Source organism: Lentimicrobium sp. S6 (genome assembly GCF_013166635.1).
In the GTDB taxonomy this organism is placed as follows: Bacteria; Bacteroidota; Bacteroidia; order Bacteroidales; family UBA12170; genus UBA12170.
The window spans coordinates 1-22,059 of record NZ_JABKBZ010000026.1 but is presented as its reverse complement, the minus strand read 5'-3'; the positions used below and the strand labels follow the sequence as shown (position 1 = coordinate 22,059).

General features: G+C 34.2%; 17 protein-coding genes. 14 read left to right on the top strand and 3 right to left on the bottom strand.

Annotated features, from left to right (window positions below; genetic code table 11):
- Positions 1–525 precede the first annotated feature (525 nt).
- The 3 genes from HNS40_RS10275 (at position 526) to HNS40_RS10265 (ending at position 5,405) form a co-directional block, all read left to right on the top strand.
- Entirely contained in the window at positions 526–1,836 is a 1,311-nt protein-coding gene (locus tag HNS40_RS10275; RefSeq protein ID WP_172280440.1) for a T9SS type A sorting domain-containing protein, read from the top strand.
- Between the two features lie 287 nt (positions 1,837–2,123).
- Positions 2,124–4,706 carry a DNA translocase FtsK gene (locus HNS40_RS10270; RefSeq protein ID WP_172280438.1) on the top strand — a complete coding sequence of 861 codons (2,583 nt, stop codon included), beginning with the start codon at positions 2,124–2,126 and terminating at the stop codon, positions 4,704–4,706.
- A 57-nt stretch (positions 4,707–4,763) separates the two neighbouring features.
- Positions 4,764–5,405 carry an outer membrane lipoprotein carrier protein LolA gene (locus HNS40_RS10265; protein WP_172280436.1) on the top strand — a complete coding sequence of 214 codons (642 nt, stop codon included), beginning with the start codon at positions 4,764–4,766 and terminating at the stop codon, positions 5,403–5,405.
- A 6-nt stretch (positions 5,406–5,411) separates the two neighbouring features.
- Here HNS40_RS10265 and HNS40_RS10260 read toward each other — a convergent pair whose 3' ends face one another.
- Positions 5,412–8,192 (bottom strand): response regulator, encoded by a 2,781-nt coding sequence (locus tag HNS40_RS10260; RefSeq protein ID WP_172280434.1) that lies wholly within the window; start codon positions 8,190–8,192, stop codon positions 5,412–5,414.
- 170 nt (positions 8,193–8,362) lie between these two features.
- Here HNS40_RS10260 and HNS40_RS10255 point away from each other — a divergent pair, with 170 nt between their 5' ends.
- Genes HNS40_RS10255 through HNS40_RS10230 form a run of 6 tightly spaced genes read left to right on the top strand, consistent with a single transcriptional unit; the run spans position 8,363 to position 13,525 of the window.
- Entirely contained in the window at positions 8,363–8,728 is a 366-nt protein-coding gene (locus HNS40_RS10255) for an STAS/SEC14 domain-containing protein (RefSeq protein ID WP_172280432.1), read from the top strand.
- Between the two features lie 4 nt (positions 8,729–8,732).
- A complete protein-coding gene (locus HNS40_RS10250) occupies positions 8,733–9,419 on the top strand; it encodes an STAS domain-containing protein (protein WP_172280430.1) in 687 nt (228 codons plus the stop codon).
- Positions 9,419–9,805, top strand: a complete 387-nt coding sequence (locus HNS40_RS10245) for an STAS domain-containing protein (protein WP_172280428.1) — start codon at positions 9,419–9,421, stop codon at positions 9,803–9,805. Before HNS40_RS10250 ends, HNS40_RS10245 begins: the two co-directional genes overlap by 1 nt.
- Positions 9,806–9,817: 12 nt before the next feature.
- Positions 9,818–10,243, top strand: coding sequence for an anti-sigma regulatory factor (locus HNS40_RS10240; protein ID WP_172280426.1), 426 nt, complete (start codon positions 9,818–9,820; stop codon positions 10,241–10,243).
- Positions 10,234–11,295, top strand: a complete 1,062-nt coding sequence (locus tag HNS40_RS10235) for an ATP-binding protein (RefSeq protein WP_172280424.1) — start codon at positions 10,234–10,236, stop codon at positions 11,293–11,295. Before HNS40_RS10240 ends, HNS40_RS10235 begins: the two co-directional genes overlap by 10 nt.
- Positions 11,255–13,525, top strand: coding sequence for a response regulator (locus HNS40_RS10230; protein WP_172280421.1), 2,271 nt, complete (start codon positions 11,255–11,257; stop codon positions 13,523–13,525). Before HNS40_RS10235 ends, HNS40_RS10230 begins: the two co-directional genes overlap by 41 nt.
- Here HNS40_RS10230 and HNS40_RS10225 read toward each other — a convergent pair.
- Positions 13,522–15,765: a tetratricopeptide repeat protein gene (locus HNS40_RS10225; protein WP_172280418.1), complete on the bottom strand. Its 2,244-nt coding sequence runs from the start codon at positions 15,763–15,765 to the stop codon at positions 13,522–13,524. The two genes, HNS40_RS10230 and HNS40_RS10225, sit on opposite strands and share 4 nt — an antisense overlap.
- Positions 15,766–15,835: 70 nt before the next feature.
- Between HNS40_RS10225 and trmD the strand changes: the two genes are divergently transcribed.
- From trmD to HNS40_RS10210, 3 genes are all read left to right on the top strand, one after another.
- Entirely contained in the window at positions 15,836–16,531 is a 696-nt protein-coding gene (gene trmD, locus HNS40_RS10220) for a tRNA (guanosine(37)-N1)-methyltransferase TrmD (protein WP_172280416.1), read from the top strand.
- 118 nt (positions 16,532–16,649) lie between these two features.
- Positions 16,650–18,845, top strand: coding sequence for an adenylate/guanylate cyclase domain-containing protein (locus HNS40_RS10215; RefSeq protein ID WP_172280414.1), 2,196 nt, complete (start codon positions 16,650–16,652; stop codon positions 18,843–18,845).
- Between the two features lie 107 nt (positions 18,846–18,952).
- Positions 18,953–19,132 (top strand): hypothetical protein, encoded by a 180-nt coding sequence (locus HNS40_RS10210; protein ID WP_172280412.1) that lies wholly within the window; start codon positions 18,953–18,955, stop codon positions 19,130–19,132.
- A 70-nt stretch (positions 19,133–19,202) separates the two neighbouring features.
- Here HNS40_RS10210 and HNS40_RS10205 read toward each other — a convergent pair whose 3' ends face one another.
- Complete coding sequence (locus HNS40_RS10205) at positions 19,203–20,447, bottom strand: DEAD/DEAH box helicase (RefSeq protein ID WP_172280409.1); 1,245 nt, start codon at positions 20,445–20,447, stop codon at positions 19,203–19,205.
- A 100-nt stretch (positions 20,448–20,547) separates the two neighbouring features.
- Here HNS40_RS10205 and HNS40_RS10200 point away from each other — a divergent pair, with 100 nt between their 5' ends.
- Both HNS40_RS10200 and HNS40_RS10195 read left to right on the top strand, forming a co-directional pair.
- Positions 20,548–21,303 (top strand): Sir2 family NAD-dependent protein deacetylase, encoded by a 756-nt coding sequence (locus HNS40_RS10200; RefSeq protein WP_172280407.1) that lies wholly within the window; start codon positions 20,548–20,550, stop codon positions 21,301–21,303.
- A 40-nt stretch (positions 21,304–21,343) separates the two neighbouring features.
- Complete coding sequence (locus HNS40_RS10195; RefSeq protein WP_172280405.1) at positions 21,344–21,667, top strand: DUF6787 family protein; 324 nt, start codon at positions 21,344–21,346, stop codon at positions 21,665–21,667.
- Positions 21,668–22,059 lie beyond the last annotated feature (392 nt).

The window sequence follows — 22,059 nt, the reverse complement described above, 5'->3', positions numbered from 1 at the left end:
TACAAAGCCTACAAACATTAGCCCTACATAACAACAGTAACCTTCAGAAAAACACCTAATAATTATTAATCTCAGCCCATTTATAGTTTTTCAATAGGAACCTAATTATTCTTCTATTGGCCACTAAATATCTCCTTTCTATTAATACCTTGGAATTCCATGATACCAACACAAAAACAAAAGACATGCAAAATTATCTGCAAACAACTGCCTTCACTGATGTTTAGAGATTCATAAACCATTCTTAATCTAATTTTTACACTTCGACTGGGTGAATCCGAAAAATAACAATCCAATCCCAATATGGAGCATTAATGGCTGATCAATTAAATTAAATAAGCAATAAACAATTTCCACCTCAAGCTAAACGGCATGTTACTACATATGTAAATATCCTAATTTTTGTTTCTGAATATCCAATAAAGCATGCCATTCGTGAAAATCACTTAGAAACATTCATAAAATAGAACTTAACTATTATCTAAATTTGAAGTACACAGATTTTAATAATTTAAAAATATTTCTATGAAAAAAACATTACTTTTTTTAATGAGTCTTGTACTTACTATTAGTGTGCAAGCACAATGGATGATTCAAAGTCCAAATTTCCCTGATGAATCAACAGGAGTAAAACACATCAGCATTGTTAACGATGATATTGTATGGATCTCTGCTTATGATGGTTCTGCATCTAGCGAACATCGACAAAATTTCAGCAAAACTATTGATGGTGGTACCACATGGACTGCTGGTATGATTGATGTTGGATCTTCAACCGTAGATATTGCAATGATTACAGCCATTGACGTAGATAAAGCATGGGCTGTTGGATACCCTAACACCTCAGGGCAAGGTGGCATTTTCCATACTTCTGATGGAGGAGTAACTTGGGCACGTCAGGAATCGGCTTCTTACACTGCAGCATCTTCTTTCTCAAACGTTGTTTGGATGGATATTGATGGTAATGGTTTTTGTCAAGGTGACCCAATTGATGGCTACTATGAAAACTATACAACTAATGACTATGGTGCTAATTGGACACGTGTTCCTGAAGCTAATATTCCTACTCCCATTTCTGGTGAATATGGTTATGTCGGCCAAATTTATAGTACAGCAAATTCTATTTGGTATACAACAAATAAAGGAAGAATTTTCAGATCGACTGACAAAGGTTTCAACTGGGAAGCTTTCCAGAGTCCCATTTCAGATTTCGGTAGTGCAACATCAAGTGGAAACATTGCTTTTTCAGATAATAACTATGGTTTACTCATCAACAATACTGGAAGTGTATGGAACACTGAAAATGGTGGAGAAACATGGACTGAGTTAAATACTACAGGAACTATTTTTATGAGTGGTTTAGATTTCGTTGATGGAACTTTGTTTGCTGTAGCCACTGGTGCTGCTACTGATAACTCAGGTTCTGCCTGGACACAAGATGGAGGTATCACATGGAATGTAAATGATGGAGATGTTGACCAACACACTTTTATAGCTCTTAATGAAAACCACCAAGGATGGAGCGGTGGATTCACCGGTGCAGATGGTAGCGGTGGTATTTACAAGTATAATGGGACCTATGTGAAAGTAGAGGAAATGGATGCAAAACAAAACATTACATGCTTCCCAAACCCTACTAACAATTTATTACAAGTGCAATCTCAAGAGCAAATTAAAGAAGTTCGTATTCTTAATTTTGTTGGTCAGATAGTAAATAGAATTCAAGGAACAGATGCTTATATGACCATTGAAATGGCAGGCCTAAAAAACGGTGTTTACTTTGTAGAAGTAGAAACTTTAAATGCTCAGCATTCTGTAAAAGTTGTGAAACAATAAAAACACATCTCATTCATTTCACTTTGAAAAGAGGCTATTTCCTTTATTGGATTTAGTCTCTTTATTTTTGAAGCCTTACCATCCAAAAATAGCACCATTATTTTGGGTTTAAAACCTAGAAAATGACTTCACATGCAATAAACCCAACCTCAATCTCCTAATTATCTTATCAGAACATGTGGTAGAAATGGATATTTTGTGCACAATTCCCTTTTAACAACTTTACGGCATCCTTCTACCCTCCTCCTAATTTTACCCTATTTTTGTATTAAACATAGTATATCCGGATGGCAAAGAAGACAAACAAAACAAAACCAGAAAGCCCTAAAAAAAGCTCAACAAAAACCAAGAAGAAAAGCTCAATAAAAGCTCCTTCCCTGTCATTTATTCAATCGGATAAATTCAAGTTGAGTCTGGGAATATTTCTTCTTCTTCTTTCCATTTACATGACTTTTTCTTTTCTGTCTTATTTATTTTATTGGACGGCCGACTACGATAAAGTTTATAATTTTGAATGGTCCGATTTAAGTGGGACCGTCCCTGTAAATAATTGGGGAGGATATTTAGGGGCTTGGCTGGGACATCTTTTTATTTACAAAATGTTTGGTATCGCTTCCTTTCTTTTCATCCTTATCTTCTTTTTAATGGGAAGCAATCTTACCCTTAGAATAAGTTTTCTTCCTTTCAAGAAAACACTCAAAATTTCATTTGTAACCATGCTTTGGTCTGCTGTTTTCTTTGGAAGTATTTTCCACCATTCCGCTTTAGCTATTTTAGGAGGCACTTTCGGACATCAAGTTTCTTCATGGATTCAAGGTCTTATGGGCATGACAGGACTAATAATCATTCTTGCATTTAGCCTCATTTCGTTTCTTATTGTCCATTTTAACTTTCCTATGAAATGGTTTAATAGATTTTATGCTCAAAAAAGCAAAAACAACATCCAGGATAAGGATGAAACGACTACCAATTTTGATGAAAATAATAATGGCGACAAATACAATACCAACGAATATGCTGTAAAGGAAATAGAAAAAACAGAAGATGACAAGGAATGGCAGGATTCTGTTCCAACACCAGAACCCGTCATTATAAAGGAAGAAGATAACTCTGGGCCAATAACCCTTGTTCACGAAGAGGAAACAAAACTAAAAAAGAAGAACAACCCCAATTTAGATTTGGAATTAGACGAGTCAATGCCAATTGATATAATTGAAAATACAATAACTGAATCTTCATCACATATATCTGAGTCTATTAGTGATATTGAAACAGAAAGTGTAACAGGCATGAATGTGTCCATCGGGAAAGAAGAAGTGGTTGAGGAAACCAAATCTCACAGTATTGATACACCTTATGATCCTACTGAGGATTTATCTGACTATCAACTCCCTCAGATTGATATTCTTGAAGATCATGGTTCGGATAAAATTAATATTTATAAAGAAGAATTAGAAGCCAACAAAAACAGAATTGTTGAGACTTTGAATCACTATAATATTAAGATTCAAAAGATAAAAGCTACTGTTGGACCAACAGTCACCCTCTATGAAATTGTTCCTGCACCAGGAGTTAGGATTTCTAAAATCAGAAACTTAGAGGATGATATTGCTTTGAGTCTTTCTGCTCTCGGAATTAGAATTATTGCTCCAATTCCTGGAAAAGGTTCCATTGGAATTGAAGTACCAAATAGCAAACCCGAAATTGTTCCCATGCGTGCTGTCATTCAATCCAAAATATTTCAGGATTCAACTTATGAACTACCAGTAGTAATGGGAAAAACCATTAGCAATGAAAGTTACATTTTCGATCTAGCCAAAATGCCTCACCTTCTTATGGCGGGTGCTACAGGGCAAGGTAAATCTGTAGGCTTAAATGCTATCATTACCTCACTACTTTATAAAAAACATCCAGCACAATTAAAATTTGTTATGGTTGATCCTAAAAAAGTAGAACTTACTTTATTTAGCAAAATTGAAAGGCATTTCTTAGCCAAACTTCCGGATAGCGAAGAGGCAATCATAACAGATACACAAGCTGTTGTTCAAACACTATACTCCTTAGTGAAGGAAATGGATAACCGCTATGATTTATTAAAAGATGCTCAAGTAAGAAATATTAAAGAATATAATGCCAAGTTTATTGCTCGTCGATTAAATCCAAATAACGGCCACAAATACATGCCATATATAGTATTGGTTGTGGATGAGTTTGCTGATTTAATGATGACGGCAGGTAAGGAAGTTGAAGGACCAATTGCTCGTTTGGCCCAGTTGGCTCGTGCCATCGGAATTCACTTAATCATTGCCACTCAACGTCCATCAGTAAATGTTATTACTGGTATTATTAAAGCCAACTTCCCAGCTCGCATTGCTTTTAGAGTAACATCAAGAATCGATTCTCGAACTATCCTTGATTCAGGAGGAGCAGATCAATTAATTGGTCGTGGAGATATGTTAATGTCAACTGGTAACGATATGGTCAGAATACAATGTGCCTTTATTGATACGCCTGAAGTTGATAGCATTACTGAATTTATTGGAAGCCAAAGAGCCTATACTTCAGCATATATTCTGCCAGAAAGCGAAAGTGACATAGGAGACCAAGGTTCTGAAATTACCATTGCCGATAGAGATGAATTATTTGAAGATGCTGCAAGAGTAATAGTAAATGCTCAACAAGGTTCAACTTCTTTAATTCAAAGGAAACTTAAACTGGGATATAATAGGGCAGGCAGAATTATAGATCAATTAGAGTCCGTTGGCATTGTAGGACAGTTTGAAGGAAGTAAAGCAAGAGAAGTTCGTGTGGCCAATGAAATGGCTTTGGAACAGTTTTTGAAAGACCTTTATGCTAAAGAGCTAGAATAATAATTGAATTATTGTACTTTTGCTCGCTATTTAATAAATTATCCTAATACTATTACAATGAAAAAAGGTATTCAATACATGATCATACTTGCCATTAGCTTAAGTTTCATGAACATGAGTTTTGCTCAAAAAGCAGAAGATATTCTTGAGGAGCTTAGTACAAAAACTAACTCCTATAAAAATATTAAAACCAGTTTTGCTTATAAAATGGTGAATTTAGAAGCGGAGATTGACGAGACTACCAATGGAACATTAATTGTAGCAGGTAACAAATACCATTTAAATATAGCCGGACAAGAAGTTATATGCGACGGAGAAACCCTTTGGACTTATCTAGCAGACAGCGAAGAAGTACAAGTCAATGAAGTTAGTGATGACGAAGGCTTCAGCCCTACTAAACTATTATCGAGCTATAATGATGACTATACCTCAAAACTAGGAGATGACATTATTAAAGAAGGCGTATCTTTTTATCAATTAAATCTTAAACCAAAAGATAAAAACTCTAATTTCGATTATGTTGTATTATCAGTAAATAAGGAATTATTACAGCTTTCGGAGTTTACCATGTACGATTTTGATGGAAACATATTTTCTTATGAAATCAAGCAATTTGTTACTGATAGTGAAATTCCATCAGACAGTTTTACATTTGACACTGCAAAATATCCAAATGTAGATGTTATTGATATGCGCTAACTGAAATTAGTCCATCCACTTTTTAAAAACCTTTTTCATATCTTCAAAATTTACTGGTTTAGAAATAAAATCTTTCATCCCAGCATTTAAACATTGTGCTTCAGACTCCCCTAATACATTTGCTGTCATGGCAAATATCAATGGTGCTTTTCTCCCTAAGTCCTGATGATGTTTGAGAATATTTCTAGTAGCATCCAAACCATCCATTTCAGGCATTTGCACATCCATTAAAATTATGTCATAATCTTTTTCCATACAAGCTTCCACAGCCAAGCGACCATTCACCGCCAAGTCGGCTTCTAAGCCTAGGTTCTTTAACTGACTCAATGTTACTTTCTGATTGATTAGATTATCCTCGGCAACTAATATCTTTAACTCCGATAACTTAAAGCTAGAATCCGTCTTAGCTAGAATCATTTTATTTCTATCATCCTCTAATAATCCCATAGCTAACCTAATGGAACGACATAATTTATGCTCGCGGGCAGGTTTCATTAAATAGATATTAAACAAATCTCTTTCTTGTGGACTAAAATCTACTTTAATACTAGAAAGAATAATGATCGGAAGAGCAGAAAAGCCTGATGTAGTTCTTATTTTCGAAGCTACCTCAATACCTAAACAATCGGGCATCTGCATATCTATAATTGCTAAATCGATATTTAGTACTTCAAATTTCTCTATGGCCAATAAAGGATCTTGAAAAGCAAAAACCTCAAATCCCCAAATAGACAATTGCTTCGTTAAAATGGTTAAATTGGTTTCATTATCATCAAGTATTAAAGCTCTTTTATTTTCAAATATGCATTCATCAGATATGTTTCCTGGTAAATGTTCCGACTTGTCCATCTTTGCAAGAATAGTGAAATAAAATACAGACCCTTTGTTTTCTTCCGACTCCAGTCCAATTTGGCCACCTAATAAATTTACCAATTGCTTACTGATGGCTAATCCTAAGCCAGTACCCTCAAAGCGTCTTGCAATACTTGCATCCACTTGTGAAAACGATTGGAACAAACGATCAATCTTATCCTTTGGAATACCGATGCCTGTATCTTTCACTCTAAACTCTACTTCAACACCCTCCTCCGAGCTGTTTATTATTCCAAGATGCAGCAGAATTTCTCCCTCAAAAGTGAACTTTATGGCATTATTTATCAAATTAACAAGTACTTGTTTTAACCGATGTGGATCAGAAATAATATATTTCGGCAAATTATCATCATAAGTTAACAAAAGCTCCAGTTTCTTTTTTGCTGCAGTAGAGGAAAGCAGAGCGAGTACATCTTCGGCCGTTTCTACTAAATTGAAACTTTGCAATTCCAACTCCATTTTTCCTTGCTCAATCTTAGAGTAATCTAAAATATCATTAATTACGGTCAATAGATTATCTCCACTTATTTTTATAGTTTCCACATACTCAAATTGCTCCTTTGTAAGATCCGTGCGTTTTAGAAGATCTGTCATTCCAATGACACCATTCATAGGTGTTCTGATTTCATGACTCATAGTAGCCAAAAACTCTGCTTTAACCTTAGCTCCTTGCTCAGCTTTTAGTTTGGCTTGCTTAAAATAATAAGCAAATTGATAAGATAGAATTAGAGATTGAAAGAAAAAGAATAATAAATACCCAATGAAATACCAATAAGGATAAGCAGGTAAATAGCCCATATAATTCAAGATATGAGTTACAAAAACACTAAAAAGGACAAGAACACTTATTATTCCATAAAAAGATCCTGCTCTCTTTCGATAAGCAGCAAAAACAAAAATCCATGTTCCATAGGCTATATAAACAAATAAAATCCCAAAAAATGGTAATATCAAAAAGGTGAAAATTTTACTACTTAAGAAAATGGTGATAAATACCAATACCAATGACATGGCTTTTAAAACATTGGCTGCCCACTTTTTGGTTTCTTGTGGATATACCGATTGAATAAAAAGCATAAAAAAGAAGGGACTCAAAAACAAGGTAATATATTCTAGCCTTACCGTCAGGTGCCAACTTAAATTTGGGAATATGGAATGAAGATAATACTCCCCTGTCCCGATAATCCTATAGCTGTAAACCAAACAAAACATGCTAAAATATAAAATAGCTTTATTATGCCTACCAAAAATAAACAACCCCATAAAAAACAATCCTCCCATGAGTAATGCTCCTGTCAAAAGCAGATCTATACCAATAAGTTTTTCTCTTTCCTGAAGTACATTTTTGGCTTTACCTAAAAGTGGAGGTATAATAAGACCACCTTTACTATGATGAAAATTAGAGATTAGAATAACGAGTTCCATACTATCTGAATGAACCCGAAAGGGATATGCTTGAGGAAGCCAATGCGGAACTGACTCTTCCTCTTTGTCAGATACCACACCATTCTTAGCAATGAGCTTTCCATCCATATAAAATTCATAAGCAGAATAGAAGTCATGAAGCCTAAAGGCGAGTATTTCATTGGTTTTGGGCATCAGTAAGGTCAATCGGTAAGTTGCATATCCATAAGATGAATAGGAATCACCCTCCAAATCACCCCAAAGGTGAGGGAAGTAAAGATATTCTGGATTCATATTCAAAATAAACTGGTGTGGCCTTATCAGTTTATTCCAATAAAACTCCCATTCCCCAGGTAATTCAATAATACTTTTCTCATCCCAATCACGCAGATCTAAAACACCATTTTTAGCATATATCCCATTATTTCCAACATCAGTTGCCGCTCCAAAAAGAGGAAATACCAAACAAAGAAGCCAACAACCGATAATATTTCGAGCTAATAGGAACATAAAAATCGAGTTTTCTAATAATCTATTTATTTCAATTAACTAATATACAAAAATTAACAAGCCTTTTCTACTAGCTTTTTATTATTTGGGATTATACTCAAATTCTATTGTTTTTATTAACCAAAATCATTACATTTACAATAAGAAATCAATTATTAAACAATTCAGACATGAAACATAAAATTTGGTATGATGACAAAACTGGAATTACCTTCATAGAGTTTGTTGGTGATTACTTAAGAAAGGATGTTGAAGAAGTCATTAATACAGTAAAAGAAAAATTTGAAGGAAAACCCTATAAACAATTACTCACCATAATGAGTATTAACGACAAAGTCGAAAACAGAGAAACTCGTGAAGCTTCAAGCAAAGGATTAGCCACAACAGGAGCAACCGATATTGCCTTTGTTGGTGGGAGTGCCGCAAACAGAATGGTAGCAAGAGTCTTAATCAAAACAGGTGTTATTAAAATAAATGGTGACTTTTTCAAATCTGAAGAAAAAGCTATAGAATGGTTGAAAAGTAAAAGATCATAAAAAAATGGAAGAAAATTTAGAATTATCAAATGTAAAAGCACGCATCGATCATATTGAAGATGTACTTTCATCAGTAGCTGCTGGAGATTTAGATATCAGAGTTGAATCAAATATTGAAGATGATCTCACTGGTATTGAAGAAGCTATTAATATTTTAATTGACGATCTCACCTATGAGCTCAAACAAAGTATTAATATGCAAAATGATCTTCAAGAAAAACTAAAGAAAATCCAAGAACAACAAAAGACTATTGTTCAACAACAAGAAGATTTAATGGAACTTTCGAGTCCTGTAAGTAAAGTTTGGGACAATATCCTCATCCTTCCTGTAATTGGAACTTTAGATAGCCAAAGAACTCAAATCATGATGGAGAATCTTCTTCAAAAAATTGTGGATACCAGTTGCACCATGGCCATTCTTGATATCACTGGAGTACCGACTGTTGATACTCAAGTGGCAAATCACCTTTTAAAAACAGTAACTTCTGCAAGGCTTTTAGGCGCCGATTGTATCATCAGCGGAATTAGTCCTGCTATAGCACAAACCATTGTTCACCTTGGAATTGATTTATCTATCATTAGAACCAAAGCAACATTACAAGACGCCATGATTTATGCTATGAAGCAAAATAAAAAATCGGGAGCAGTCATAGCAAGTAGTATGGAAGAAATAGAAGAAAGAGAGGAATAATGGATCATTTTCAAGAAAAAAAGATCCCTATTATAAAAATAGGCTCATATTTAATCGTATCTATTCAGGTAGATATGCACGACAAACTTGCCCTCCAATTACAATCTCAAATTCTAAATGAAATTGAGAAAACAGGAGCCAAAGGAGTTCTAATTGATATTTCTGTTTTAGAAATGGTAGATAGTTTCATTGGCAGAATGCTTTCAGGAATGGCATCTATGGCAAGCATTATGGATGCGGCTGTAGTAATTGTAGGTATGCAACCAGCAGTAGCAATAACCCTAGTAGAACTCGGCCTCGAAATGCCAGGAGTTGATACCGCATTAAATATGGAACGAGGAATGGAGCTTCTTGAAAGAAGAATGGCCTCCATCAATGATGATTAAAAAGTTCAGACTATGCAAGCTTTTGAATATGATAGCGATTGGACTGAGCTGGGTGTTTTTCCTGTGAAAACAGAAAACGATATAGTAAAAGTTCGTCAAATGGCACGACAGTATGCCAAGGATTTCAAAATGGGAATCGTTGAGCAAACTCGAATAACCACGGCTGTTAGCGAACTACTCAGAAACATGTACCAATACGCAAATGGAGGTGAAGTAACCATTAACCAAGGTTATTTCGATGGGCATAATGCACTCATATTTACCTTTGAAGACCAAGGCCCAGGAATAGAAAACCTTGATTTGGCCATGAGCGATGGCTATACCTCTGGAGGCGGTATGGGTTATGGCTTACCTGGGGCAAAACGACTGGTAGACTCCTTTGAAATAAGAACAGAAGTAAATACTGGAACACTAATTCGACTCATGAAATGGAAGTAAAACGAAGTCATATTTTAAGTTTCCCTATAGATAATGAATCTGATGTTGGAGTCTGTCGAAGGAAGTCAGCTGTACTGGCTTCCCAAATAGGTTTTAACCAAGTAAAAACTGGTGAAATTGCAATTATTGTAACAGAGTTAGTTACCAATGTATTAAAACATGGTGGAGGCAGCGGAAAAGTAGTTATCTGCCAATTAGAAAATAACATCAACCAAAAAGCCATTGAGCTTTGGTGTTGTGATTCTGGGGAGGGAATTTCAAATTTTAATGATGTGCTTAAAGATGGAGTAAGCAATGCTAATACATTGGGACTTGGCTTAGGAAGCATTAGAAGATTTAGCGATGAATTAGAAGTAAATCCGGAACCTCATTCTGAAATTAATGAAATCTATTTTGACGATTTACATACTTTTAAAAACTGTATAAGATCACGTAAATGGTTACCACCTAAACAATGGTTAGGAAACAATTCAAAATTAGAAACGGGTGTGGCATCCAGACCAAAACCTGGTGAAACCTTAAATGGTGATGGCCATGTCATTACTCATATTAACTCAAACAATTGTGTTGCAGCTTGTATCGATGGTTTAGGTCATGGAAAAGAAGCCAATATCGCTTCCCAACTCGCCAAACAAGCCATCATACAAAAAGCAGAACTTCCTCTCGATGCTTTAATGAAAAACATTCACCAATCTATTAGAGGAACAAGAGGAGTGGTTATGGGTTTAGTTTCCATAAATACAGAACAAGAAAAAATATCATTTTGTGGAACTGGAAACATTGAAAGTTTTTTAATGACAAACAATGGTAAACAAAATTTACTTTCCTTTGGAGGGATAATGGGGCATAATATGAGAACTCCACGGGTTTTTGAATTTCCTTTTAAAGCAGGAGATTCCCTTTGTATGTACTCCGATGGAATTACCTCTCGATGGAAACACGAAGATATAGACTGGACTTTAGCTCCACAAAAGAATGCCGAATATATTTTAAATCAATTTTCTAGATCCAATGACGACGCTACCGTTCTTATCATCAGCCACACTTTATAATGTAGGCGAACTTAAGATTCAATTTGAGTCAGATGTGGTTCGTGGTCGTAATTTGGGCTCCATGTTAGCTCAAGAAATAAAGTATGACAATACGAACAAAATTCGTATTGGAACCACAATATCTGAACTTACCAGAAATATTATTGAACATGCAAGTCATGGAACCCTAAACTTTTCAATTGCAACTCGAGAAAGAGGCTCCGATGGCTTGGTTCTTGTCTTTGCTGATCAAGGAGACGGAATTATCGACTTGGATTTGATCAACTCAGGTTCTTTTCAATCAAAAAAAGGTATGGGAGTTGGTCTTATGGGCTCACAAAGACTAATGGATGAATTTGATATTCAAACAAGTACTAGAGGAACTATCATTACCGCTGTAAAATGGCTTCCTCCTTATGTCACTTTATTGGATGAGGAGAATATTAAGAAAATTCAAAAAGCTTTTTTACAAACTATTGAAAGAGGCGATAGTAGTTTAGTAGAAACAATAAATGCCCAGAATAATGAGCTCTTTTATTTACTTAAAGAACTACAAGAACAAAATTCTACCATAGAATCTATTAATCACGAATTAGAGGAAACCAATAGAGGAATTTTAGCATTAAATAGAGAATTGGAGAATAAAGCTCATGATATTGAAATTGCAATGGAAGCGGCACAGGCTGCAAACAAAGCAAAAAGTGAATTTCTTGCCAATATGAGTCATGAAATCCGAACTCCAATGAATGGAATTATCGGGATGTTGGAATTGGTTTTACCCACTAATTTAAGCATGGAACAATATCAGTTCCTCAAAATGGCAAAAGATAGCGCTGACCTTTTATTAGATTTAATAAATGACATTCTCGATTTCTCGAAAATAGAGGCTGGTCAATTAGAATTGGAAGATATTGATTTCAACTTACACGAAGTTGTTGAAGCAGTTTCAGACGTTATCATCCAACAAGTAGAAAACAAAGGTCTTGAACTTAATCTATTTGTAAAGCCAGATGTTCCTCAATTTATTATCGGAGATCCTACAAGATTAAGACAAATACTAACCAATTTAGTAAGCAACGCACTAAAATTTACGGAGCAAGGAGAAATCAACATCACTGTTGACATTGACAAAAATAAGCATAATGAATGTCAAGACTCTTCTGCAATCAACCTTGTGTTTGGAGTTAAAGATACGGGACTTGGAATACCCGAGGATCGGCAACAAGCTATTTTTGAAAGCTTTTCTCAGGCGGACTCTTCTACTACAAGAAAGTTTGGAGGCACAGGTCTTGGTTTGAGTATTTGCAAGCAATTAGTTAATTTAATGCATGGTGATATTTGGGTAGAAAGTGAAGTGAATGAAGGAAGTACCTTCTTCTTTACCGCATGTTTTAACGATTCAAAGAAAAACAAAGACACACTATTTAAATTACCAGAAAAACTTCATAATCTTAGAGTTTTAGCTGTTGACGATAATGAAACCAACAGGGTCATTATTAGAGAAACACTAAAAGCCTATGGCTTTGTTTCAGATATTTTTGAATTCCCAAAAGAGGCTTTAGAATTTTTCAGGAGCAAGAAAGAAGGTTATTTCAATTTATTAATTACTGATTTTCAAATGCCCGAAATGAATGGTTACCAATTGCTCAAAGAAATAAGAGAAACCAGCCAAATCCCTGCTGTAGTTCTAACTGCGGTAGGGGCTTGGGGCGAAAAGAAGATTTTCAAAGAATTGGGGAATATTGCTTATATGACCAAGCCAGTGAAACAATCTGTATTTTTCGATAGCGTAATTAATGTCCTAGGTATTTCTGAGCAGAAGGGAAATCCCATTCAAGACCATAATATCGATCACCTGAATAGGCTCAAAGAATTACCATCTACTACTAGTGTTTTATTAGCCGAAGACAATTTAATCAATCAAAGAGTAGCAATGGCCTTATTAAAAAAGGCAGGAATTATTGTAGATGTTGCTCAAAATGGTCTTGAAGCCTTATTAGCTACTAGAAACAAAAAGTATGACTTGGTATTAATGGATGTTCAAATGCCAAAGATGGATGGATTAGAAGCCACTCTTGCCATAAGAAAAGAACTAAGTGCCAAAGACTTACCTATAGTAGCCATGACCGCTAATGCGATGAAAGGTGATAAAGAGAAATGTTTAGCTGTAGGAATGAATGATTATTTGTCGAAACCTATAAAACCCAAAGAACTCTATTCTACATTAGAGACTTGGCTCATTCACGACTAAACTCTAAATCCCATTACCAGAATATCATCTAATTGCTCCTCCTCTCCCATCCAATCCATAATGGTATTGTCGAGATGTTGCTTTTGTGTTTTCACATCCATTTGATGAATGCTAGAAAGCAGTTCTTTAAATCGTTTCCTCATGAATTTCTTCCCTTTTGGACCTCCAAACTGATCAATATATCCATCGGAAAATAAATAAACCATATCTCCCTTTTTCGTTTCTACCACATGATTGTCAAATTTCTTTGGTTCTAAAGAAGAGCCAATGGGCTGTTTGTTGGCTTTAATTTCTTCTATACCATCCCCATTTACAATATAGAGAGGATTCTGTGCACCGGAAAATTCAACCTCCATGGTATCCAAATTAATACTCACCAAGGACATATCCATTCCATCTTTAACATCACTATCAGAATGTCTTACGAAAGTATCTACTACCAAATCGTTTAGTTTATTCAAAATTTCGGCAGGCTGTCTCAAACCAAACTCCATCAAAGTCCTGTTCAAACTATTATAACCCACAATACTCACAAAGGCTCCAGGAACTCCATGACCGGTACAATCTACAGCAGAGGCATAAATGGTATTGTCTACCTTCTCCATCCAATAAAAATCACCACTAACAATATCTTTAGGTTTATATAGGATGAAGGAATTAGGCAAATGCTTTTCTACAAATTGATCACGAGGTAATATAGTTTGCTGAATTCGTTTGGCATATCTAATGGAATCCATAATATTTAGATTCTTCTCTTCAATTTCTACTTTTTGCTCTGTAATCGCAATATTTGCAATATTCAAATTGCTGTTCTTTTCTTCAATTTCAATATTCTTACTTTCTAGCAAAGCGTTGGCCTTCTTCTTCTGTTTATATCCTCTAAAAACCTGTATTGCGATTAAAACAACTAAAAGCAAACCTCCAAACATGGCAAATAGCATAATTCTTTGACTGCGACTTTGTGCATGTTGTTTTTCTATGGTTAGATTTTGCTTTTCAATTTCTTGTTGCTTTTTCTCTGTTTGATATTTGGTCTCCATTTCCTGAAGCTGCTTTGCACTTTCCTCATTGAACAAACTATCTTTCATCTGAGAATACAGTACATGATATTCATAAGCTGGCTTATATTGATTAATCTTCACAAAACTTTTTGTGAGTGATAAAGCGGAGGATCTAACATTAGTTTTAGACTGAAGCTTTTTGCCAATTTCTAAACTTTTCTCAGAGGAGTCTATGGCTTGTTTGTATTTTCCTAATGCATAATATATATCTCCGATATTATTTAAACAAACGGCAATATTCTTACTATCGTCTTGCTGATACAATAAATGAAGCGAACGAGAATAATAGTCCAATGCATTCTGAAACTTTCCCAGTTTTTCATAAATATATCCAATATTCATATAAGTAATACTCAATCCGGCATTGTCTTTTTGTTCTTCTTTATACGCTAAGATATCCTCATATAAACCTAAAGCTTTATCATAATCTTCCATTTTAGAATAAACAGTTGCCATATTCTCTTTAGTTTCTGCTGCTCCTTTTTCATCTTTGAGTTGCATTTTTATTTCTAATGCTTGCTCAGAATACTTCAAAGCTAATGGGTAATTCTGCAACTCATCTTGAATATTAGCAATATTATTTAAGATTAAAGCCTGACGTGATAATTGATTAGTTTTCTCCGCCATAACCAAGGCCAATTGATAAGATTCTAAAGCCTTAGGATAGTTTCCTTGTTGATAATAACAAACCCCTATCATAAACTCACTTGCTACAATTGTAATACTATCATTGATATGCTCAGCATTTAAAATACATAATCGATAATTCGTAATAGCATTATCAAAATTTCTATCAATATAATTAATAACCCCCAGCTTACTATAACTAGATTTCAAAATCTTAAAGTCCTGTAATTCCGCAGCTATATCAATAGATAATTTAATAAACTCTTTACTTTTCTTGAAATCCTTTTTATAGTAAAAAGCAAATCCAATATTTTTGTTTATTTCACTTTCTGATTTTGCTAATTTATTTTCCTTAGCAATAAGCAATGCCTTATTATAGATAAAAATTGCTGAATCCGATTTTTTTTTGCGCATGGGTTTAGCCATCTCCAGTAATAAATCGACTTTCTCTTGCGGAGATTTCAATTTATCAAGGTCTTGATAAGACTGAGAATGCAATACAGAAAAAGATAAGATAAATGCTATGAATGTAATTATAATTTTCTGTGCCATAAAAGTGAAATTTGGGTTTCTAAATTACGAATATTTTAATAATTAGTTAGCTTTGCCAAAAATTAGTCAAATGCGCATTGATATACTCACCATATTTCCCGAAATGTTTGAAGGCCCTTTTGGTCATTCCATAGTAAAAAGAGCTATTGATAAGAACAAAGCCGAAATTCACCTTCATAATATTAGAGATTATTCTACAAACAAGCATCGCAGAGTAGATGATTATCCCTTTAGTGGTGGTGCTGGAATGGTGATGATGGCTGATCCCATTGTGAAACTCATAGAGGAATTAAAAAGTCAAAGAAAATATGAGGAGCTTATTTTTATGACTCCCGATGGTAAAGTATTTAATCAAGGGATGGCCAATAGAATGTCTTCTTTTGAAAATATAATGATTCTTTGTGGCCATTATAAAGGAGTAGACGAGCGCGTGAGAGAAAAATATATCACCTTAGAAATTAGTGTGGGTGATTATGTATTAAGTGGTGGTGAAATTGGAGCCATGATAGTTGCAGATAGTTTAATCAGATTAATCCCTGGCGTTTTGGGTGACGAAACCTCTGCCCTTTCCGATTCTTTCCAAGATGGATTACTCTCCCCTCCTGTTTATACTCGTCCTGCTAACTTTAATGGACAAGAAGTTCCAGCTATCCTCCTCTCAGGAAATGATAAAAAAATAGCGGAGTGGAAATACGATCAAGCTATTGAAAGAACAAAAACAAGAAGACCTGATTTATACGAAAAATACATCTCTGAGAATGAATAATAAATAGGATAATTATTTAAAAAAACGCTTTCAAGTGGCCATTTGCCAATTCTTAGTATATTTACTGTCACTTTTATAATTATAATTCGTCCATTAGGTATTAAGACTATCTGTTTTTATGAAGAAAATCCCAAAATATAAATCGCTCAGGATATTTATCGTCTCTGGATTGTTTTATTTCTTTCTATTAATGCCATTTATGGGAATGATGCTGATTCAGAATATTCCAGAATATTTGGAAAAAGGAATACTAAGTCCTGACAGAGAAGAACAGGTTGGCCCTATTACGATAAGACCTGATGGTCCTATCATGAAAAGAGCTAAACAAGATACGCTTGCTCAAATTATAGATTCCACATTAACAACTGACGAAATTGAATTAGCTAATAAGATCGATGGCTTTGCTAATAAAATCGAATATCTAGTCAAAGCAGATAGCATACAATCTGCTCAAATCATATCCATTGACACTTCTAATAAGAGTGGTAATAAAATTACTATTAATGATACGTTTACCTTATCCGATTCTACAACTGATATAAATCGTCCAATCTATTTCAATAGAAGCTTCGATATTTTCTACTATGGCATATTAATTGGTTTTATTCTCACTTTTTTAATAAGCTATCCATTTAGAAGGTACTTTAGTAGAAAGCGCAAAATGAAAGAAATCAGTACAAGATTGGATTTCTTTTGCAGGAGGTACCTACTCTATACTCCAATATTCCATGCTACCATTTTTGGTCTGGTCATGTTAAGCACAGTTGGATACATAGCATATATCAATTTTTTCGTGGACTTTTCAGACTCCATAAATGCAGGTATATTTGATGAATACTTATATATTGCAGCCCTTTCTGGATTTCTTTCTACAATATTTGTTTATTACTGGCACAAACACCGAGTACATATCTTTTACCTTGAAGTATTATTTTATGAAGATGAATTGAGAAAACGAATTTTCAGAAATTCAATTGGAAAGATTAGAAATAGGCTCTGGTTAGCCAGTGGAATGACTACATTATTACCATTAGCCATTGTTATCTTTTATTTGATTCTCAGTGTAACAAAGGTTCAAGATGCAAATATAGATTTAGCCAATGACCAAGTCAGAAATGTTATTTTAGGAAACTATACTCAATTATTAGAAGATAGCAAAATTGACGATTTCTTTTACGTGAACTCAGTAAATGCATACATGATGTTTGTAGGAATTGGAATCAGTATATTTATTTCTCTAGTCTATATCCTAACTTTTGTTAGGTGGACCACATTGGACATTGTATTCCCCGTAAAAGAATTATTAGGAAATATGCAAAAAACTGGGGAGGGTAAAAACACTAATTTCAGTGTGGTAAGAACCAATGATGAAATTGGAGAGCTGGCAGAGGGCTTCAACCTGATGTCGCAAAGAATAAAGAATTACATTGATGATATTAGTGAAATTAATAATTCCTATTATCGATTTGTTCCCAAGCAATTCCTAGACTTTCTTGACAAAAAAAGCATAACGGATATTCATCTAGGCGATCAAGTACAGAAAGAAATGACAGTGATGTTTTCAGATATCAGATCTTTTACTGAAATCTCTGAAAACATGACTCCTCGAGATAATTTCAATTTCATCAATCATTATTTGGGATATATGGAACCTATTATTTCTCGAAACCATGGTTTTATTGACAAATATATTGGGGATGCCATCATGGCCCTATTTCCTGAATCTCCAGATGATGCGCTCAATGCTGCTATAGAAATGCGTGCAAAACTACAGGAGTTCAACGAGGACCTAAAACTAAACGGCCAGGCACCTATAAATAGTGGAATCGGCATGAATACTGGTAATTTAATGCTCGGAATAGTTGGAGGAAAAGGTAGAATCGAAGGAACAGTAATTTCCGATCACGTAAATCTAGCCAGCAGATTAGAAGGATTAACTAAAAAATACGGAGCCTCCATCATCATCAGCCAAGAAATGCTAATAAAATTAGATAATCCGGCTAACTACCAATTCCGTTTCCTAGATATGGTCACTGTAAAGGGAAAACGAAACTCAGTAAATATATTTGAGATTCTTGATGGCGAACCTCATCAGGTAAGAATTGCAAAAATTGCGACCAACGCACTATTCAAAGATGGGCTCCAACACTATAGAAATAAAGAAATGGATAAAGCACTGGAAGTATTCCTAAAAATTGAAAAAGAATCACCAGAAGATATGACTACCAAGTTATATATTAGTAGATGTCAAAATTTTATTGAACAAGGTTTGCCAGAGAATTGGGATGGAACACAATCTTTTTCTGAAAAATAATTCATTTAATCAATTAGATTAAACGAATAATAATTCTCTGTCAACATATATTCATTTAACCGGAGAAGGAGTTTAGAATAAGTATATTTGTATCAAATTCCTATTCTATGATAACAGACGTATTAATAATGACCTATATTGTCATGATGGCTCTTCTAATATTTCAAGCTGAGAAACTCCCGCACAATTCTTTTAAAGTCATTTTAATTGGATTGTTTTTAACGCCTATTATCGGCTTTGGGGCATGGATCTATTATCAAAAGCAATATCAACAGTCATTCGAATAGTTTTATTCAGAACGCAAATAAAAGGGGCTAAATTAATTTTAGTCCCTTTTTTTGGTTTCCATGGAGAAAACTATTTCTTTTTTCTCTTTCTTTTTTTATAGGCTATCTCATCCACTTCCATATCCTTCATCAAAGATTTCCAGTCAGAATGAGTTTCGTTAGATTGAATTACAATTGCTTTATAACCTTCTCTATCCATTTCAACAATTGGAATCTTCTTACCAATTAAATCTTCAATTTCTACTAATAAAGGTTTCTCTTCAGTACTACAAAAGGAAAATGCTTGGCCTCTCTCTCTTCCCCTACCTGTCCTACCTACTCTATGCACATAATTTTCTGATTGCTCTGGCATATCATAATTGATTACATAATCCACATTTGGAATATCAATACCTCTAGAACTGATATCAGTTGCAATTAATAGCTTGGTTTCACCTTTTTTAAACCTATCCATTATGGAGTTTCTATCCACCTGCTCCCTATCGCTATGAATACTTTCAGCATGAATACTCACCCTTTCCATAGCCTTTACTACTCTATCAGCTCTTACTTTAGTCCTTGTGAAAACGATAAACTTGGCATCTGGACTTGCTTTTACTAATCTTTCCAAGAAAAATCTTTTGTCATCCATCTCTACATTCACCAATGCATGATCTACATTCTTAGAAACTGGATCCTTTGGTGAGATTTGAATTCTGATAGGATTAGTCACCAAACTATAAGCTAATTTTTTGATTTCCTGATCAATAGTGGCTGAAAAGAATAAAGTTTGTCTTTTATGGGGCAAATGCTTTATCAAATCTCTAATATCCTTGATAAAACCTAAATTCAACATATGATCTGCTTCATCTAAAACCAAAATATTAATCCTATTGAGTTTAATAAACCCCTGGCTAACCAAGTCAAACAACCTCCCTGGAGTGGCTATAAGAATGTCAATCCCTTTTTCTAACTTGTGAATTTGTGGGTCTTGTTCTACCCCACCAAACACGGAAAAGCTCTTGACTCTAGTATTTCCAGATAACTCAACAAATACTTCATTAATCTGAATGGCCAATTCACGGGTTGGAACCATGACTATGGCTTTTATCCCATCTTTTCTTGATTGTTGTTTCTTTATAGTATGTAATTTCTCAATAATGGGAATCGCAAATGCCGCTGTTTTTCCAGTACCAGTTTGCGCAATCGCTAATACATCCTCCCCCTTTAGAATATGGGGAATGGTTTTGTATTGAATATCGGTAGGCTTTTTAAATCCCAGCTTACCAATACTCATCTTCACTTCTTCAGAAAAATTATAATCTTCAAATTTCATAATACCTTATTAATAGGCTGCAAAGATAATAATCAAATCGAGGATGGTATCGAAATTGTGTAAGAGAATAAAATAGAATTAATATATTAGCATAAAAAAAATGGAGTCCATCATACAAGCTGCTCATTTAATCATTAATTCAAAAAGGACATTTGCTTTTACGGGTGCTGGAATATCAGTGGAAAGCGGAATCCCAACATTTAGAGGAGAAGATGGTATATGGAATCATTTCAATCCTAAACTATTTGATCTTCAATACTATTTAAATCACCCCAATAAAGCTTGGCCTCATATAAAGAGACTATTCTATAAAGAGCCTAATTCATTTCTACCCAATAAAGCCCACTGGATTCTTGCAGATTGGGAAAAACGCGGATTCTTAGAAGGAACTATAACTCAGAATATAGATTACCTTCACCAATCAGCAGGCAGTAAATTGGTGTACGAAATTCATGGCACAACAAATAGCTTTATTTGTTTATCTTGCAACACCATATATAATAGGAGTGAAATTATAATAAATAAACACCCTCCCACCTGCCTTAATAAAGCTTGCTCTTCCCTCTTAAAACCAAACTTCACCTTTTTCGGCGAAGGAATTCCACAACATGCCTTTTTAAAAAGCCAAGAATCAACATTAAATACAGATGTATATTTGGTTATAGGAACATCAGGAGAAGTATGTCCTGCAAACCAAATACCCATCATGGCAAAACAAAATGGAACAACAATTATAGAAATAAATACAAAACCATCTCTTTATACAAAAAAAATAACAGATTTGTTTATTCAAGGTAGGTCAACAAAAATAATCAAACTAATAGATGACAAAATTAAATCCTTCTTAACAAAATAATAAAAAACCAACTTTAGATATAGTATACCTTTGCCAGACTATGCTAAAAAACTACTTTATCAGATTTAAATCTAAATGGAATATCGATTCCAATTGGAAATTATTTAAAATAATGACCGTATTTGCATTGGCAGGACAAAGTATATTATTTACCATGCCATTAGTAAAAGACTTTTTCGGCGTTCCCAATGAACTATTCGTATTATGGAAAATACTATTTTTTGTATTCGTATCCTTTCCTATATACCAAATTCTTCTTCTTTTCTGGGCTTTACTCCTTGGTGAGCTACAATTCTTCATTACATTTATAGCTACAACCTTCCGTAAAACAGCAAAACTATTTAAGATGACAATAAAAAAGTAAATATTTTACAAATACTAAACCCTGATTTCACATCACTTAGGCTTATCTCAATAAATTAATTTGAATTAACATTAGGAAAAGCGAAATAAAGCAGTACTTTTGCACTCGCAATTACAGCAACGTTCCTTACATATTGGTGTTTACATACTTGTTTTACAGATAGTTGAAATTAGTTTTCGGATTAAATAAATTATTTTAAAACAAATGTTGCACGAATCAAATAACATTGTATATTTGCACCCGCTTAGCGAAACAAACTTAAGAATAAGTTTACTAGCGGCGAAAAGCTCTCTAAAAATTTTAAAAAATATTTCAAATAAAGTTTGAAGTTTTAAAAAATAGAGTATCTTTGCACTCCCAATTAACAAGGGGTTTAAACAAAAGAAAGTTCT